Origin of the sequence: Streptomyces europaeiscabiei (assembly GCF_001550375.1) — a bacterium.
Classification (GTDB): Bacteria; Actinomycetota; Actinomycetes; order Streptomycetales; family Streptomycetaceae; genus Streptomyces; species Streptomyces europaeiscabiei.
In genome coordinates, this window is record NZ_LRTR01000800.1 from 24,465 (window position 1) to 40,756 (window position 16,292).

Consider the following 16,292-nt stretch of genomic DNA (forward strand, 5'->3'; position numbering starts at 1 on the left):
GGTCAGGGCCGTTTTTCAGCGACCCTCGGTGTCGCTCTGAACAATCCTCCGCTTCCGATCATGGCTCCCTCAGCGCTGAGCGGGACACACCTCCCGGTACGGGGCGTCCGGCACGTACGTATGCCACTGGGCCCGGGTGAGCCCGCCGCCCGCTCGCTCGCAGACGGTGCGGACGGCCTGGTCCGGAGCGATGGGCAGACCCTGGAGTGGCACGTCCGGGGCGGAGGCGTAGACCATGCCTCCGTCGCGGGCGAAGGAGAGGGAGTCGATCCCGTCACCGGAGGTCGGCAGATCGCTGCCGAGCCGCTGCCGGCTGTCGGTGTCCCACAGCCGCAGCGTGCCGGCCCTCCCGCCCACGGCGAGGGTGTGGCCGTCGGCGGAGAAGGCGAGCGCGGTGACGGGCTCGGGCTCGCCCCGGGAGACCGTGTCGGCGGTGCCGGCCAGCACGCCCGTGCGACGCCGGACGTCGCCGTCCCAGAGGGTGACGCGCCCGGTCTTGTCGCCGACGGCCAGCCGCTTGCTGTCGGGACTGAAGGCGAGCGCGGTGACCTCCCGGCCGTCGGCCAAGGCGCGCCCGGTGACCTTGCCGGACGCCGGGTTGGCGTACTCGTCGTCGTAGCCGACCAGCAGCCGCCCGTCCGGCCGGAGAGCCAGGGCCGTCTCGGACACGCCGTGCAGGATCCGTGACCTGCGGCCGCGTGCGGTGTCCCACACCTCGGCCCCGCCTTCGCGCAGGGCCAGCAGAGTCCGCCCCCCGGGACCCGCAGCGAGACCGGCCAGGGGACGGTCGGCGGCGCCGGAGGTGTCGAAGGACGTGCGCACCCTGTGCGCCGGCACGTCCCACAGGGTGAACCGCAGCCGCAGGGAGCCCTGCGACGAGGTGGTGTCGGCGACGACGAGCGACCGGCCGTCCGGACTGAAGGACAGCAACGGGCTTGTTGTGCTGTCCGGCGAGGGCAGGGGGCCGAGGGTGGCCCGGCCGAGCACCTTGTCCGAGCTGGTGGAGCGCAACTCGAACCGGTAGCCGCCGCCGGACCGGGCGACGGTGGCCAGTGATGTGCCGTCGGGACTCAGGGCGGTCGCATCGGCCTCGGTGGCCTGCCATGGAGCGCGGAGGCGGTCGGTGAGGTCGTAGCTGTGCACCGTGGCGCCGTCCAGGTAGCGCAGGGCGCGTTGCTTGCCCGGATCCCAGGTCAGGCCCCTTACTTCAGCGCCGGACAACGGCCGCTGGTAGGTCAGGGTGCCCCCGTTGCCCAGTCGCCACACGGCGATCTCCTGGTCGTCGGCCGTGGCCAGGAACCGCCCGTCTGGGGAGAGGGCGAGCTGCGTGAACCCGGAGATCCCACCACTTTGGAAGTCGGCGGCGGTGCGCCCGCTGCCCACGTCCCAGACTGCGCTGGCCGTACCGTAGACGCCGGCCAGGCGCCGGCCGTTCGCGCTGAACCGCAGGAGGCGGGATCCGCTGTCCGCGCCCGTGCCGGTGCCGCAGACGGCGGGGTCGGCCTTGTCCCAGTCTCCCGTCAGCCGCCGGTGCCGGACGGTGTCCCACACCTGCGGCGGGGCCCCGGCCGGGCACAGCGCCAGCAGCCGACCGTCCGGGCTGACGGCCGTCATGGACAGACCCTCCGGGGCCCCGGCCGAGAAAGCGGTTCTCGCGCCGTCGGTCCGCTGCACGCGCACGGTGCCTCCTTCGCCCGCTGGGCCGGTGACGTACGTGCTTCCGTCGTCCGAGGTGCCCACCAGCATGGCGTCGCCCAGTTCGGCAGCGGGCTTCCCGGCGGCGAGGTCCCACAGCACCTCACCGTCCGGCCCGGTGAGATCGAGGAAACGGGAATCGGCACCGGCGGCCGTCACCTCCATACCGCTGGGCAGGTGGTAGGTCGCGGTGATCCGGTGGTCGGCGACGCTCCACACACTCACCCTGCTGTCCACCACGCTGACGAGACTCCGGCCGCGGTCGGTGAGGAAGCGCCGGACATCTCTTCCCGTCTGCGGGTCGGTGAAGGCGTCCCGTTCCGGCTGGGCCAGCGCCGCCAGCAGCGCGGAGCGCGACTCGGTCAGCGGAGCGAGCTTCCACGCCGCGACGCCGAGCAGGGCGGCGGTGCGCGGGTCGCTGGAACGCAGGCTGTCGGCGATCGTGGACAGGCGGCGAGCGGCGGCCTTCGCGGACTCCTGCGCGCTCGCCCGGTCGCGCTGCCAGGCAAGCAGGCCGGCCGCCAGCGCGCACACGAGGAAAACCGACAGACCCACCGTGAGCGCGCGCGTTCGACGGGCGGTGCGTGCCCCGGCGTCCCGCTCGGCGTCCCGGGCCTCCAGGGAAGCGGTGAGAAACGCCCGCTCCAGCATGGCCAGGTCGTCGTCCTCGCCCCTCCGCCCGGCCCCCGCCCCCTTGCCGGCGAACAGTTCCTCGGCCCGGGCCAGCCGGGTACCCCGGTACAAGGCGCCGGGATCGCGGTCCAGCCCGTCCCAGGCGCGAGCGGCCTCGCCGAGCAGTCGCTGCGCGTGCAGCCGCTCCCGGCTCTCCTCGATCCAGCCCGCCAGCCGGGGCCAGCTCGTAATCAGCGCCTCGTGGGCCAGCTCGACGGTGTCGCCGTCAAGGGTGATCAGACGGGCGGCGGCAAGACGTTCCAGTACGTCCTGCGCGTCCGCTCCGGTCAGCTCGGCGCGGGATGCCGGGCGGCGCGTGTCGGGGGCGCCCGCTGGGAGGGCCGGACCTTGCTCGAAAGCGCAGCCGCCGGGTGCGATCAGCCGCAGCAGGATCCAGCGGGCGTTCCGGGCCTGACGCACGGTCAGGCCGCCGTACACCTCTTCAGCAGTGGCCGCGATCGCCCCGCGGACGCCACCCGTCTCCTCGTACGCGGCCAGCGTCAGCGTGCGGCCCCGGCGACGGCGCCACGTCTCCAGCAGGGCGTGCGAGAGCATCGGCAGCGCGCCCGGCCGGTCGCCGACCTCCTCGATGATCCGCGCGGTCAGGGCCCGCTCCACGTTGAGCCCCGCCGCGGCGGCCGGGCCTGTGACGACCTCCCGCAGCTCGTCCCCGTTCATCGGGCCGACCAGCAGGTTCGCGTGACTGACGGCCTCCGCCAGCTCCCGGTGTTCGGCACAGTGGCCGTAGAAGTCGCCGCGCACCGCGACCACCACCCGCAGGCGGCTCTCCGGCTCCCGCGCGCCGAGCAGCAGGTCCAGGAAGCGGTCCCGCTCCTCGCGGTCGTGGCAGAGGGTGAACAGCTCCTCGAACTGGTCGACGATCACCCAGGTGTCCAGCTCAGCGTCCTGGGGAACGAGCGCCGGCCCGTGCGTGTGGGCGGGCCGCTCGCCAGGGGTGAGGACCCGGATCACCGCCGGTCGGCCGGTGCCCTCGCTTTCCCGCAGCTGCGGGACGAGGCCGGCCCGCAGCAGCGAGGACTTGCCGGTGCCGGAGGGCCCGAACACCGCCGCGAACCGGTGCGCGCGCGCCAGGTGCAGGAGGTCGCGAGCCAGTGCGTCCCTGCCGAAGAACAGGTCGCTGTCGGCCGGTTCGAAGCGGGCCAGCCCCCGGTACGGAGCCCGCTCGTCGGCCGCGGGAGCGCGGAGCTCGGCGTCCGCCTCCCGCCAGCGGGCCTCCCACTCGTCCGGGTCGCCGTCGAGCGCCTCCACGTACGCGCGGACCACCACCGGTGTCGGCAACTGGTCACCGGCCGCGGCCTGCGACAGCGCGGTCGTGGAGTAGCCCGCCCGCTCGGCCATCTCCCGGTACGGCGGCTTCCCGGCCTTCTCTCTCAGCAGGCGCAGGTCGTGTGCGAGGCGCTGGACCGGACCGGCACTGGGGTCGACTGGTTTTTCTCGTCGGCCCACTTGGTGGCACCTTTCAACCATCGAACAAGAAACGGTGCTCAACCTACGTTTTCACCTGTCGGGAGGCAATCCCGGCCCCAGCCGATGAGGCGGGGACCGCCTCGGGATCAGGGCATCAGCTCGATGGCGTCGTACGACACCCCGGGGCTGAGGTAGGCGGTGCCGCCGGAGCCGCTGACGATGTCGATCGTCAGCTCCTGGTAGGCGTCGGCGGACTTGGTCCAGGCGCTGGCCGGGATGGCGTAGCTGTACGTGTGGTTGTTGCCGCGGTAGGAGCCGACGGTCAGCGAGCGGGTCGTGGGTTCCTTGGCGGGCTGGGGGACGGCCGAGAGCCAGTTGTTGACCCTGATCCGGGGGCGGCCGTTCGCGAAGGCGGTGGTGATGCCGATGTTGAGCGTGTGGCCGGAGGCCAACTGCTGCTGCGTCAGCCTGAAGCGGATCTTCAGTTTGTTGTTGATGTCCGCCCACTGGTAGCAGGGGAAGTCCGCCGGGGACGAGGAGCCCACCGTGTGGACGCCGGTGGTCCAGGGCCTGGCCCTTGCGTCGGAGGGGTGCATGGCGGTCATCAGGGAGGCGTTCCTGAAGCCGCCGGGGGTGCCGGTCCAGTCGCCGATGCGCCAGATCGCGGGGTTCCGGCTCGGATCGGCGCTGATCTTCAGGGTGTGCAGGGCCGTCGTCTTCCCGGCCGTGGCGGTGACCGCGGTGGTGTGGACGGCGAGTTCGTCCTTGTACACGGTGAGCGTGTAGGTGCCCGGGAGCATGTACGGGGAGAGGAAGTGCCCGGTGGCCGCGTCGGTCTTGGCCCAGTACTGGGCGGCGGCGTTCGCGAAGCCCACGGTGTAGGCGTGGCCGTCGCTCCGGCCGCTGATGCCCACGCCGGCGGCCCGCCCGCGGTCGGCGCGGCCGACCCAGCCGACCAGGCCCAGAGCGTCGGCCCAGGAGGTGTCGATGGCGTCGTGGGAGAGGGAGCGGGCGGGTGCGCCGCCGTCGGTGAAGGCGAGGACGTAGGGGCCTTGGAGGCCGAAGCGCATCGGCTCGGTCTGGTTCTCGCCGTAGTAGAGGATCTCGTACAGCCCGGCGCCGTCCTCGTAGCGGTGGCGCATGAGCGAGCGGTAGAAAGGGCCGCCGGAGGCCTTCTCGTGGTTGCTGCGCACCATCCACATACCGGTCTTGCCGTCGCTCCAGCCGACGTGGTCGTAGTCGATGACGCGCTGGCCGGAGTAGTGCTTGGAGCGGGTGGTGCCGTTGGGCTTGCGGCGGATGTCCTGGGCCTCGATGAGGGTGTCGGTGCGGGCGTCCCAGGTGTCGGGGTTGTTGTTGGGGAACAGGCCGGGCCTGACGCGGACGATGTAGCGGGTGGCGGTAATGGAGGCGTCCGCCTTGTTCGTCCACATGTAGACGTTGTTCTCGCCCCGGCGGGCGGCGTAGTAGTGGTGCATCGTGCCGTGCACGATGGTGACCAGGATCGTGTCGCCGGTCTTGCGGATGCTCACGGACGAGGCGCCGAGCCCTGTCTCGACATGGGAGTTGCGGTTGCCGTACCCCTGGTACTCGGTGTCCTTGTGGACCAGGGAGGTCAGGTCGCCGTTGCGGTGGTCGACCTTGAAGACCAGGTCGGCACCGGTGGTGATGACGTAGGCCCGTCCGTCGTCGCGATACCCGAAGGCACTGGGCGCCGCGTCGGCGGTGGACAGGAGAGGCCCGGCGACGGCGGCACCCCCGCCGAGGACAAGCCCGCCGGCGGCGGTTCTGAGCAGGACATCGCGGCGGGTCAGACGTCGGCGACCGTGTGCGGCCATGGTGGTTCCGTTCGTGAGCAAGAGACTGACGGGCTGTGGTGTGCGCGGCGGTGGCGGCCGGACCGGGCCACCACCGCCGGGGTGCTTTCCGGTTACCGGACGGTGCGGTAGGCGGTGCGGACCGTACCGGTGTAGGTGTTGCCGGCGATGTCGGCGAGGTCCGCCCTGAAGGAGACGGTGCCGGGCCGCTTCGGGTTGGTAAGGGCCAGGTAAGGCCTGCCGCTCGCCACGCTGTGCACGGTGACCGGCTTCCACGTGCGTCCGCCGTCGTACGACACCTTCACGGCCAGCGACTTCAGGTGCCCCTTGGCCGCCGCCGGGCCCTGCAGGGACAGCGGGACGGTGATCCGGGCGCCCGCCTTCGCGCTGCCGGTCAGGCTCAGCTTCGGGTGGAAACGGACCACGGACAGCGGCCAGGCGGCCACCTGGGTCTCGGGCGTGTTCGCCGAGGTGAAGGTCCACACGCCTGCCACGTGGTCACTGATCTTGTAGCCCTTGCTGCGGTCGGCGGTGATGGACAACTTGAAGCGCGCTGTCCCGGCCGGCAGGTTGGAGTAGGTGTTCGGGCAGGTGTCCTCGGTGAAGTCGCCTACGACCTTGCTGCCGGAGGTGAGCCGCGTGTGGACGCTGGTCTGCACGGAGTACGAGAAGTTGCCGGGCCCGTCCGAGAACATGGGCACGCACAGCGCGTAGTACCGGCCGACCCGCAGACCGCCCACGACCGTCGTCGGTGTCACGATCGGGCCGTGGACACCGCCGTCCAGAGTGACCCGGTACGTATGGTCCTGTGCGAAGCGGCGCGAGGTGGCGAAGGCGGTCACGCCCTCTCCGTCCGTACCGTTCTGCGTCCGGGCGCCGAGGATCCAGCGCACACCGTGGTCGGTCGACAGGTACTGCACGATCTTGGCGGTCGGCGCCGAACGCAGCGGCCCTTCGAGGGTGGACGTGGCCTGGTCGAGCGTCGGCCAGCCCGGCGTGGTCCACGCGTTGTTCTGTGCGGTGTTCGCCCGGGCCAGGGCCGTGGCGACGGAGGTGTTCACCCTGGCCATGCCCCGGGTGGAGGCGAAGGTACGGGTGAGGCCGTCGAAGAAACCGCCGGTGCGCGTGGTCACCAGGTTGTACGCGGGGGAGGTCGCGGTGCGCTGCCAGATGCCGCCGGCCTGGGCGATGAAGGAGCCCACGGGGGCGTTCGGGCCGATCTGGCCGAGGAAGGTGTCCTTGGCGTCGAGGTCGGTGCCGATGGCGAGGTCGTAGGCCGGTTTGGTTCCGCGGGCGGCGAAGACGACCTGGCCGGCGCGCAGGGTGGCCCGGGGGTCCGGAGCAGTCACCTTCACGGGTTTGGCCTTGCGCCCGTCGAGGGCGACGGTGGTGTCGTGGTCGAGCACGAGATGGGGAGCGACCAACTGGGCGGACTGCCCTGCCGGGCTGATGGTCGTCGCGCTGATCACGTAGCGCCCTCGGGGCAGCCGCAGGGTGACCGTGCCGCGCTGCGCCTTGCCGTCGTCGTAGGGCGTGAACTGTTTGCCGGTTTCCAGCCCCGCCACGGTGACGTCCGGCTCGTTGTCGCGCTTGCCGTCCCGGCGGGTGGTGACCAGGGTCAGCGTGTGTGTCTCGACCTCGCGGTCCACCACCAGGGCGGTGCGCACGCTCTGCCCGTCACCGCTCGCGGTGACAGCGCCGGAGTAGGCGCCGTCGGCGCTGCCGAGCCGGGTGTCGGCCGTGACCGTCGCCCGCGCGGTGCCGCCGGCCGGGACGGTCAGCCGGGCGGGGGAGACGCCGACCATGCCGGTGGGCGCCGTCTCGCCGTCAGGGCCGGTCGCGGTGGCGTCCAGATCAAGGGTGACCGGCCGGGAGCCGTCGTTGCGGTAGGTGACGGTCCTGGTGACGGGGGTGTCGTCGTTGTGCGGCCAGGGGTTCGGGGTGCCGAAGTCGACGGAGGACGGCTCGCTGCCGACGGTGGCGTCGATCGCCCGGGTCAGGTCGGCCCGGCCGACACCGACGTCGTACGCGGTCACGCCGCCCAGCGTCTTCGCCGAGGCGGTGAGGGCGGACTTGAGCTGCTCGCCCGTCCAGTCGGGGTGCTCCTGGGCCAGGATGGCGGCAGCGCCGGCGGCGTGCGGGGTGGCCATCGAGGTGCCGGACATCGACACGTAGCCGGGCGCCTCGTCATTGCCCTCGATGCCGTGGGCGGCCTTCGCGGCGATGATGTCGACGCCGGGCGCGGCGATGTCCGGCTTGAGGCGGCCGTCGGCGGTGGGACCGCGGCTGGACCAGGAGGCGATCTTGTCGTCGCGGTCGACGGCGGCCACCGTCAGAGCCGCCGCGGCTGACCCAGGAGTGCCGATCGTGGAGTCCGACGGGCCGGAGTTGCCGGCGGCGATCACGAACAAGGTGTGGGAGGAGGCCGACAGGTCGTTCACGGCCTTCTCCAGAGGGTCGACGTCCACGGTGTCGGGCGAGCCGAGACTCATGTTGACGACCTTGGCGCCCTGCGCCACAGCCCACTGCATACCGGCGATGATGGTCGAGTCGTCGCCGAAACCCGTGTCGTCCAGGACCTTGCCGACGAGCAACTCCGCTCCGGGAGCCACGCCCTCGTACTTCCCGCCGCTCTTCACGCCGGAGCCCACGATGGTGGAGGCCACGTGGGTGCCATGGCCCTGCCTGTCGTCGGCGGAGTCGGAGCCGGTGAAGTTCTTGGCCTTGAGGATCCTGCCCTTCAGGTCCGGGTGGGTGGCGTCGATGCCGGTGTCCAGGACGGCGACCTTGACGCCCTTGCCGCTATAGCCCGCCTTCCAGGCCGTCGGGGCCCCGATTTGCGCGACCCCTCCGTGCGGGTCGGGAGCGACGGTGTCCTGGGCGCTGATCCTGACCCGGCCGTCCAGCCACACCCGGTCGATACCGGGGGCGGTGGTCACGGCGGCGCGGCCGCCGACGGAGTCGGTCAGCGCCCGCCACACCTTGCCCGCGTCCGGCTTGTCGGCGGCCAGCGCGTCGCCGTGGATGGCCGGCAGCCGGTGCGTGACATCCGCCTCGGCGGCGAAGAGGGATTCCTTGGCCCCCTTCTGCACACGACTGGAGCCGTTGTAGGAGACGATCAGCGGCACCTGCTTGCGGTGCGCGTCGTCGTAGCCGTCCTTGACCAACTGAGTGACGTCGAACAGCCGGCGGTCCAGCCGGCCGCTGCCCAGCAGCCTCGTCGCGTCCAGCGGAACGACGTAGGTGTGCCCGGCGAAGCGCCGTACCGAGTAGCCGATGCCGCTACGGCCCTGGCCCGGCCGCACCTCGACCACCCGGCCGGTGCGGTCCAGGCCGACGGTGTCACCGGTCAGCAGTGTCACGCGCGCGGCCGGCTTGGGCAGGCCGCCCGGGGACACGGTGGGCACGTCTGCCGGTCTGACCGGTGCGGCGGAGGTGACCGTAGCCGTGGCGGTGAGGCCGGCCAGGGCGAGCGCGGCGGCGATGCCGAATGCCGTTGCGCCGTGTCCGCGCGGTCTGCTTCTCGTCCGCTGGTGCTTGCGCTGCAAAGGAAAGTCCCTTACCCGTGGTCGGTGCGTGGTCCGTACGACGCCGCGTACGCGAGTGGAAGGGCCGATGGCGAGGGCGTGTCACCAGCCGGCACCGACTCTGCAAGGCCGGGGAGTTGATAAGTAGGCCCTGACCAGCACTAAAAAATGCGGAGCGTCAACGCCCCCGACCGGTGCGAGCGACGGGCACCGGCCTGCCAGGCCTGGTGTAGATGCACGGGGGCGGCTGTGTCCTTGAAGCCCGGACTTCCGCCACGCCGACCTGCTGCGACCAGGTCGGCGTGGCGGTTGTCCCGGGCCCGAAGTGCCTGCCGAGGAACCCAGCGTGACCACTGGCATCGACTACCTCTACCTCGGCCTGGTCGACAACGCGCACTCCGACCACCTCGGACGGAAGATCAACTACGCGGCGCTGGCCGATCCGCCCGCCGATGCCGTCGAACTGACCGACACCGCCGCCGAGGGCTGAGCCGATGGCAGAGCCCCTGGCCACAGGCGGCTGGGCGGTGGCCCTGAAAGAGCTGCACAGCTTCTTCGAAGCCTGCGGCGACGACGTGGACGAGGCGCTGGCCGCCCACTTCGGTTTCGACACCGCCAACGACCGGATCACCGCCGGGCTGGAGCTGGCCACCGAACACCTCCAGTCCTCACCTGCGAACTGACCGGTGAATCAACGTGATTGAGAAACTGCGGGCCCACTATGGGTTCGAGCGCGTGCCGTTCGGCCGCAACCTCGCGCCGGGCATGCTGCACCGGCACGACTCCCACAACCAGGACGTCGCCCGCATCTCCTGGTACATCGCCGAACGCTCCATCGGCGTGGTCAGCGGCGATGTCGGCGCCGGCAAGACCGTCTCCGTCCGCACCTGCCTGGACGCCCTCGACCCCTCGAAATACAGCGTCGTCGACATCCCCAACCCGATGATCGGGGTCCGCATCCAGGAAGCGATCGTGAACACCTTCGGCCAGATCCCCTCCCACCTGGGCTCCCGGCTGACCGTCCAGACCGGCAGGGTCCTGCTGGCCGAACGCGAGGAACGCGGACGCAGCCCCGTCCTCGTTGTTCGACGAGGCTCATCTGATGTCCTACGAACAGCTGAAATCCATCCGCATGCTCACCAACCAGGGCATGGACCAGGACTCCCCGCTGTCCTGCCTGCTGTCGGCCGGCCCACCCTCGGACGCACCATGAAACTCGCTGTCCTGGCCGCCCTGGAACAGCGCGCTGCCCTGCGCTACACGATGCCGGGCATGACTCCACCGAAACCACCAGCTACGTCGCCCACCACCTGAAGATCGCCGGGCGTCCGGACCAGCTGTTCACCGAGGACGCACTCACACTGATCCACACGACCTCGCGCGGCTACCCCGGAGCGGTCAACAACCTTTCCTTGCTGGCCCTCGTCGCCGCGTTCGCCACCGGCAAAAACCTGGTCGACGAGGCCGCCGCCCGCGCGTCCGTGAGTGAGGTGGTCGGCGACTGAGAACTCGCCCCGTCTGGCCGGGAGATGGTAGCCGGGCTTGCGGATCGACCACCGGGTTTGCAGGCTTCGCTTCCTACCAGCAGGAAGGAATGTCAACCATGATCCTCCCGAAGGTCAGGGACCCTCGCTTCGTGACGATCCGCCGTGGTGGGACCCTCACTGATTCGGATCACCATCTCCTCGCCCTTTGGGCGGCAGCTTGCGCGGAGCACGTCCTTGACCTCTTCGAGTCGGCTCAGCCTGAGGACCCACGGCCGCGCCAGGCGATCGAGCATGCCCGCGCCTGGGTGCGTGGCGAGGTCAAGATGATGCAGGCACGCGCGGCGGGCGGCCATGCAATGGGCGCGGCTCGAGACCTGCGCGGCGCAGCACGGCATGCCGCCTACGCCGCCGGCCAGGCCGCAGTCGTCGCACACGTCGCCGCGCACGAACTCGGTGCGGCCGCCTATGCGATCAAGGCCGCACGCGCTGCCGCACCAAAAGACGAGAGTGAGCCCGCAGGACGGCTCGAGTGCCAGTGGCAGCGCGACCAGCTCCCGGAGGCGATTCGCGAGCTTGTACTTGACGACCAGCGATTGCGCAACGACATCTGCTGGTCGGTGTTCGACTGCTGAGCGCGCATCGGGCGCCAGCACCGTCCACACGAAACTGATCGCCGCCAGCGCCGCTCGGTCGCCGAGCTATCGCAGCTGCGAGGTTGGTTGCTGATCCACCGGCACCTTGCGGAAGAAGACGACACCTCACCGACGACGGCCCCGCCGGAACACCCATCGGCGGGGCCTCGCCGTCAGAGTCCGTCGGCATCGTGAACGCCGCCTTCGTCGGCATTTTCAACGCCGCGCAACACAGCGACCTGCACCCGGGGCTCACCACGGTCCGCGTCCCCTACGAGGAACTGGGCCGCCGCGCCGTCCGCACCGCCCTCGACCGCACCCCGGACGACCCGGACGAGCACCTGCTGCTGGGCACGCATGCCGTCGTGCGGAACTCGGCGGCGCTGACGCCAACTCACCCCTGAACCACCGGACACCACTGCCCCGACCGAGGCCGGGCGTACGCACATCCGCGTCCGGGTCTCCCGCCACCGGACACAGCTCCTGGGCCGCTCCCAACAGCGTGCCGGGACCATTGAGAAGCCGAAGTGACGCACGGTGAAATTGAGCCAAAGCGAGTTTCCGGTGCGCAATTCCTTGACCCCTTCGCCCTCAGCAATGGAGATTCTCTATCCACAGGGGGTCCACAGAAGAACTTGGGCCCCGTGTGCCCGATTCCGGGGCAAGGCATTGGACCGATGCCTCCTTTCCGCACAACCAGGAGTCGGATCGATCCCCGGAGGCGGGAATCACCGCTTCCGCATTTTGATCGAGGGGGAACAGTGAAGAAAATCAGCTCGGTTCTCATAGCAGTCGCCTGCGCGGCGACCGGCGTACTGGCCGCCGGTCCGGCGTCGGCCGCCGAGGCGAAGGCGGGTTCGGTGACGGGTGGCGCCGTCGCCACCCTGGGACAGAAGAAGATCAACCTCAAGCGCGACGGCTGGGGCGCCGCACAGAGCTGCGTGGTGTACTCCAAGACCTCGGTGCGCTGCTTCAAGACCCACGCGGAGGCGGACAAGGCCCTGGGCTACAACCGGGCCGCCGACCCCCTGCTGCGTAGCGCCGGGGTGAACGCCAGGGCGCTGCCGGCGTGCGCGGACAACTGGACGTGCCTGTACGAGCACATCAACGGTGGGGGACGCCGACTGATCTTCAGCGACTACTACTGGCACAACCTCAACGAGTACGACTTCAGCGACAAGACGTCGTCCTGGCGCAACAGGCAGTCGGATTCGTGGGCGTGGCTCGCCAGGGACGAGGGCGGCAGAGGCGGCCAGATTTCCATCAGCACCGACGCCTACAGTTCCAACCTCGGTGCCTACAACGACTGGGCCAGCTCGGTGTGCGCCTGACCGTACAGAGCCATTCCATAAACCCAGGGCCGCCGAGCTGCAGCTCGGCGGCCCTGGGCCGTTTCCCGGCTTTCTCTTGGCTAGGTGTACTCGGCCGCCACGTTGGTGACACATGGCCGTCGGTAGTTGATCAAGGGGGACCTCCGGGCGTAGTGGAGATAGCACACTTGCTGGCCGTCTGCCGGTTGAGGCGGACCTTGGTTGTAGGGGACGCCTATGTCCTCGGCGTACGACTCCAGAGTCTCCCGCACTCCGAGCAGTTCCTCACCGGCAGCCGGTAACGAGCCGCCGTGCGGCCGCATCGGCTCGATCTCCAAAGCATGGTCACCGATTTTTAACTGGATCTTCGTATCGACCTCGACGAGCTTCCGGTCCTCGGCGATGATTTCCTCGTACCGCGCTCGGGAGACGCTCCCGACCTTCGTGCTCGTGGGCATGGAGCCCACCACCCCTCAGCACGGGACGCCGGCACTCCCTCCGCCGGCGACAAGTCCCGGCCTCTGCCCGCAGCATCCTGCCGCACAAGACCATGGCAACCCACAGCAAACGCTGTTGCGTACAAGCAGTTTCAGAGATGGTTCTCAGGACCGCCGTCGGGCAAGGACGAGCTCAAGGCAGGTCAGAAATGCTGGTGCCCGAGGGAAGCCGCAGCCCAGAGGGCGTCACCTGCAGGCCGAATTTCGGGGGGTGCCTGAGGTCGGCTACCTGGGACAAGTCGACGGTGCCACCGCTGAAGTGAGCGGGCGGTACCGTGCGATAAATGGAAGAGAGGTGGCGTTCACCGAAGTTTACGGCGCTGCCGGTAAAGGTCGCGCCGGTGAAGTCGACGATGCCGTCGGAGAACTCAGCTCCCTCGAAAGAGACTTCGCCCGCTGTGAAGGCAGCGTCCCGGAAGGTCACGCGACCACCGGTGAAGCGGGCATGGTCGAAGGTGACCCAGCCGCCGCTGAAGGTGGCACGGTTGAAGCGGACGGTGCCGCTGCGGAATTCGGCGAGCCGGAAATAGACGTGGCTGTCCTCGGCGAAGTTGGCCTCATCGAAGATGATCTGTTCCGTTCCGTCGCCAGCGAAGAGGGCCTTGACGAACAGGATGTCACCGCCGGTGAAGCGGGCGCCACGGAAGTCAGCTTCAACAAGGACGGCGCCCGTGAAGTCGAGATCGTGGCCCTGCCAGGATGCGGGCGCACCGTCGCGCAGGTGGGCGGCAATAAGCCTCAGGACAGTTACGCGCACCTCTCGCTCGCGCTGCCACGACGCCAGCGCCTGATCGTCGGTCGGCGGATCGGGAGCATGCGGCATTCTCAGGTAGCCGCACAGTACGTCGATGCACATCTGGCGTTCCTGCGGCCATTCATCGGCGAGCCGTGCCATGGCATAGGCGCCTGCCATGCGTACAGCTGGCTGGTCTGTCCCGAGTTGTTCGGCGGCGGCGCCGAACCGTTCGATCAGCGCCTTGTCATACTCGCGGAGATCGGTCGCTTCACTCAGATGCTGGCGCCGATAGGCGACCACGAGCGCCACGACCCCGCCGACACCCGCAACAACAGCCAGTGCGATCTTGATGGCGTCATATGTATCACCGGGCCTTAGCGGTCCAGACACCTGAACCTGGGGCGCCCCGAGCATCAGCCACAGTAGTCCCAAGACGGTGATCACTGCGGCTACGGCCAGCACCAGTACGACAGCGATATGCAGGCCCAATGGCCAGCGCATGGCACCGCGCGGCGTCAGGTTCGAATTTCGCTCAGCCGCGGTCAAGCTCGATCCTCCGGCAAGACGGCCCCATCGGCCATCACGGAGCCGACCGCACGTTCATAGAGGCAAGTAGACAACCTCATCATGCCCTCCCCTGGTCCTGCTGCTGAACCAGCGTGGCGTACCTACAGCACGCGCACCAGATGGCTGGCACCGCCGGACAGACCGCTGAGGGCCATCCCCCTCCAGCGGCGATCTTGGGATCGAAATCAGGCTCTTACGTTGTTCCTGTGGTTGATTCCGGTCACTCGTAGGATCGGAAGGCCAGGCCCAGGAGTGCTGGGTGTGGCTGCGTGTCTCCAGCCCAGTGGTGGCTTCAAACGATTGGCCGCCCGGCATCCCGCGACGACCCGACCACTCATTGGGATGCGCGGCAAAGACCGCTTGGCAAGGACACGCTGGCGAGGTCGTCTGCTGCGAAGATAAGGGACGACTTCGGAGGCGGCCGTGCCCCAACTGTGGGCTGGTATGGATGCAGGCAAGGCCGAGCACCACTGCCTGATGCTCGGTGCTGATGGCACGCGGAAGCTGTCGCAACGTGTGGTCAACGACGAGGTGAAGGCCCGGTGGCAGCCGTAGATCCGGGCCAAAGCCCGGCAGAAGGCAGCGACCACCGGCGGCATCGTCGTCGACACCCGCGTCCGCCTCGGCTACACCGCCCCGATCGGGTCGACGGAAAACAGACCCTGCTGTGCACGTACCTGTCCGCCGTCCTCCTGGTCGGCCTGGCCCTCAACGCCACCCTCGGCTGGTCCTGGGCCGACCCGATCGCCGCCCTCGTGATCCCCGCCATCGCAGTCAAGGAAGGCCGCGACGCCTGGCAGGGCAAGGGCTGCTGCGCACCGTCCACAGCCGCGATGGCGCCGACGACCAGCGCCGAGGCCGATGCCTGCGGCTGCCGACCGGGCTGCGACTGCTGCTGAACGAACCGGGAGCCGGACTTGCAACCGGTACCCAGGTACAGGTTTACCGTCGGAGACGTACCTGCCCATACCGGGCGCGAGGACACGACGACGGGAGTGCTCACCATGACAACCTGGGTACCGCAGTCCTGCACGCTGCCCACCACCGAGCAGCCGCTGCGGGTCGCGGAATTCGATGCGCTGTTCGCCAAGCGGCTGGCCGATGCGTCCCGGCCCGAGAGGCTGCGGCTGGAGCTGGTGCTCACCGGCGGTGAGGGCGTGGAGGAGTCGGTGCGCGACCTGGTGGCCCGCGAGAGCGGCTGCTGCTCGTTCTTCACCTTCACCGTTCGCCCCGGCCCGGAGCACATCAATCTGTACGTCGAGGTCGACGGCACGCACGAGGCCGTGCTGGACGCCCTCCAGGAACGGGCCACCGACGTCGCCCGCCGGGATGTGCCATGAACGGCAGCCCTCTGCGCAGCGGGCAGGTCGCGGACGCGGCCGGAGTGGACCTCCAGACCCCGCGCTACTACGAGCGGCGCGGCCTGCTCGCCGAACCCGACCGCAGCCCCGGCGGCCACCGGCTCTACAGCGAGGACGCGGTCACCGCATTGCGAGTGATCAAGGCCGCCCAGCGGCTCGGGTTCACGCTGGAGGAGGTCGCCGAGCTGCTGGAGGCCGGCAGCCACCGCCGCGGCCGCCCCGTGCCGGGACTCCAGGAGCGCGCCGCGGCCAAGCTCGCCGAGGTCGACGCAAAGATCGCCGACCTGACCACGATCCGCGCCGCCCTGGTCACCGCCGTCGACGCCGGGTGTGACGACCTGACCGCGTGCGCGTCGATGGCCGGCTGCCCCATTCCCATCCCCTTCACCGACCTCGCCGAGGAGAACCGCCATGCCGGACCCTGCTGCTGACCCCCGCCACCAACGCGCGCCGAAGGCGCTCGGGGGCCTTGCCGCGCTGGCCTGTGTGGCGTGCTGCGCGCTGCCCGTCCTGATCGCGGCGGGCGTCGTCGGCGCCGGCGCCGGAGCCGTGGTGGGCTGGCT

At 70.0% G+C, this 16,292-nt stretch carries 13 protein-coding genes and 1 pseudogene; 9 read left to right on the top strand and 5 right to left on the bottom strand.

Translation table 11 applies throughout. The annotated features are described in order from the left end of the window. Window positions 1-69: 69 nt before the first annotated feature. The 3 genes from AWZ10_RS39360 to AWZ10_RS39370 all read right to left on the bottom strand — a co-directional run bounded on the left by AWZ10_RS39360 (window position 70) and on the right by AWZ10_RS39370 (window position 9,160). Window positions 70-3,834, bottom strand: a complete 3,765-nt coding sequence (locus AWZ10_RS39360; RefSeq protein WP_060893443.1) for an nSTAND1 domain-containing NTPase — start codon at window positions 3,832-3,834, stop codon at window positions 70-72. Window positions 3,835-3,941: 107 nt separating this feature from the next. After that, the gene (locus AWZ10_RS39365) at window positions 3,942-5,633 is read right to left on the bottom strand and encodes a rhamnogalacturonan lyase B N-terminal domain-containing protein (protein ID WP_060893444.1); all 1,692 of its coding nucleotides are present in this window, start codon (window positions 5,631-5,633) and stop codon (window positions 3,942-3,944) included. Window positions 5,634-5,725: 92 nt separating this feature from the next. Beyond that, window positions 5,726-9,160 carry a S8 family serine peptidase gene (locus tag AWZ10_RS39370; RefSeq protein ID WP_060893445.1) on the bottom strand — a complete coding sequence of 1,145 codons (3,435 nt, stop codon included), beginning with the start codon at window positions 9,158-9,160 and terminating at the stop codon, window positions 5,726-5,728. 325 nt (window positions 9,161-9,485) lie between these two features. Between AWZ10_RS39370 and AWZ10_RS51950 the strand changes: the two genes are divergently transcribed. From AWZ10_RS51950 to AWZ10_RS39395, 6 genes are all read left to right on the top strand, one after another. Next, a complete protein-coding gene (locus AWZ10_RS51950; RefSeq protein WP_159058526.1) occupies window positions 9,486-9,629 on the top strand; it encodes a hypothetical protein in 144 nt (47 codons plus the stop codon). A 4-nt stretch (window positions 9,630-9,633) separates the two neighbouring features. Next, entirely contained in the window at window positions 9,634-9,822 is a 189-nt protein-coding gene (locus AWZ10_RS39375; RefSeq protein WP_060893446.1) for a hypothetical protein, read from the top strand. 13 nt (window positions 9,823-9,835) lie between these two features. After that, a complete protein-coding gene (locus AWZ10_RS39380; protein ID WP_244172704.1) occupies window positions 9,836-10,453 on the top strand; it encodes an AAA family ATPase in 618 nt (205 codons plus the stop codon). A 289-nt stretch (window positions 10,454-10,742) separates the two neighbouring features. Continuing rightward, the gene (locus AWZ10_RS39385) at window positions 10,743-11,258 is read left to right on the top strand and encodes a putative immunity protein (RefSeq protein WP_060893447.1); all 516 of its coding nucleotides are present in this window, start codon (window positions 10,743-10,745) and stop codon (window positions 11,256-11,258) included. 191 nt (window positions 11,259-11,449) lie between these two features. Then, window positions 11,450-11,662 carry a substrate-binding domain-containing protein gene (locus tag AWZ10_RS39390; protein ID WP_060893448.1) on the top strand — a complete coding sequence of 71 codons (213 nt, stop codon included), beginning with the start codon at window positions 11,450-11,452 and terminating at the stop codon, window positions 11,660-11,662. Between the two features lie 357 nt (window positions 11,663-12,019). Continuing rightward, entirely contained in the window at window positions 12,020-12,589 is a 570-nt protein-coding gene (locus AWZ10_RS39395; RefSeq protein WP_060893449.1) for a peptidase inhibitor family I36 protein, read from the top strand. 80 nt (window positions 12,590-12,669) lie between these two features. Here the strand turns inward: AWZ10_RS39395 and AWZ10_RS39400 are convergent, their stop codons facing one another. Together AWZ10_RS39400 and AWZ10_RS39405 are read right to left on the bottom strand one after the other, a co-directional pair. Further along, window positions 12,670-13,026 carry a hypothetical protein gene (locus AWZ10_RS39400; protein ID WP_159058527.1) on the bottom strand — a complete coding sequence of 119 codons (357 nt, stop codon included), beginning with the start codon at window positions 13,024-13,026 and terminating at the stop codon, window positions 12,670-12,672. 172 nt (window positions 13,027-13,198) lie between these two features. Next, window positions 13,199-14,347 (bottom strand): pentapeptide repeat-containing protein, encoded by a 1,149-nt coding sequence (locus AWZ10_RS39405; RefSeq protein ID WP_159058528.1) that lies wholly within the window; start codon window positions 14,345-14,347, stop codon window positions 13,199-13,201. Between the two features lie 549 nt (window positions 14,348-14,896). Here AWZ10_RS39405 and AWZ10_RS49110 point away from each other — a divergent pair. The 3 genes and pseudogenes from AWZ10_RS49110 to AWZ10_RS39420 form a co-directional block, all read left to right on the top strand. Next, window positions 14,897-15,062, top strand: a pseudogene (locus AWZ10_RS49110) (telomere-protecting terminal protein Tpg); the annotation flags it as partial. Window positions 15,063-15,372: 310 nt separating this feature from the next. Continuing rightward, window positions 15,373-15,708 (top strand): hypothetical protein, encoded by a 336-nt coding sequence (locus AWZ10_RS39415; RefSeq protein WP_060893456.1) that lies wholly within the window; start codon window positions 15,373-15,375, stop codon window positions 15,706-15,708. Then, a complete protein-coding gene (locus tag AWZ10_RS39420) occupies window positions 15,705-16,160 on the top strand; it encodes a MerR family DNA-binding protein (RefSeq protein WP_060893452.1) in 456 nt (151 codons plus the stop codon). The genes AWZ10_RS39415 and AWZ10_RS39420 overlap by 4 nt, the downstream gene beginning before the upstream one ends. The last annotated feature ends 132 nt before the right edge of the window (window positions 16,161-16,292 follow it).

What these genes read in the sequence shown, in the direction of transcription:
- AWZ10_RS39365 (WP_060893444.1), bottom strand. Translation starts at nt 5,633, where the DNA reads ATGGCCGCACACGGTCGCCGACGTCTGACCCGCCGCGATGTCCTGCTC.
- AWZ10_RS39415 (WP_060893456.1), top strand. Translation starts at nt 15,373, where the DNA reads ATGACAACCTGGGTACCGCAGTCCTGCACGCTGCCCACCACCGAGCAG.
- AWZ10_RS39385 (WP_060893447.1), top strand. Translation starts at nt 10,743, where the DNA reads ATGATCCTCCCGAAGGTCAGGGACCCTCGCTTCGTGACGATCCGCCGT.
- AWZ10_RS39420 (WP_060893452.1), top strand. Translation starts at nt 15,705, where the DNA reads ATGAACGGCAGCCCTCTGCGCAGCGGGCAGGTCGCGGACGCGGCCGGA.
- AWZ10_RS39375 (WP_060893446.1), top strand. Translation starts at nt 9,634, where the DNA reads ATGGCAGAGCCCCTGGCCACAGGCGGCTGGGCGGTGGCCCTGAAAGAG.
- AWZ10_RS39400 (WP_159058527.1), bottom strand. Translation starts at nt 13,026, where the DNA reads ATGCCCACGAGCACGAAGGTCGGGAGCGTCTCCCGAGCGCGGTACGAG.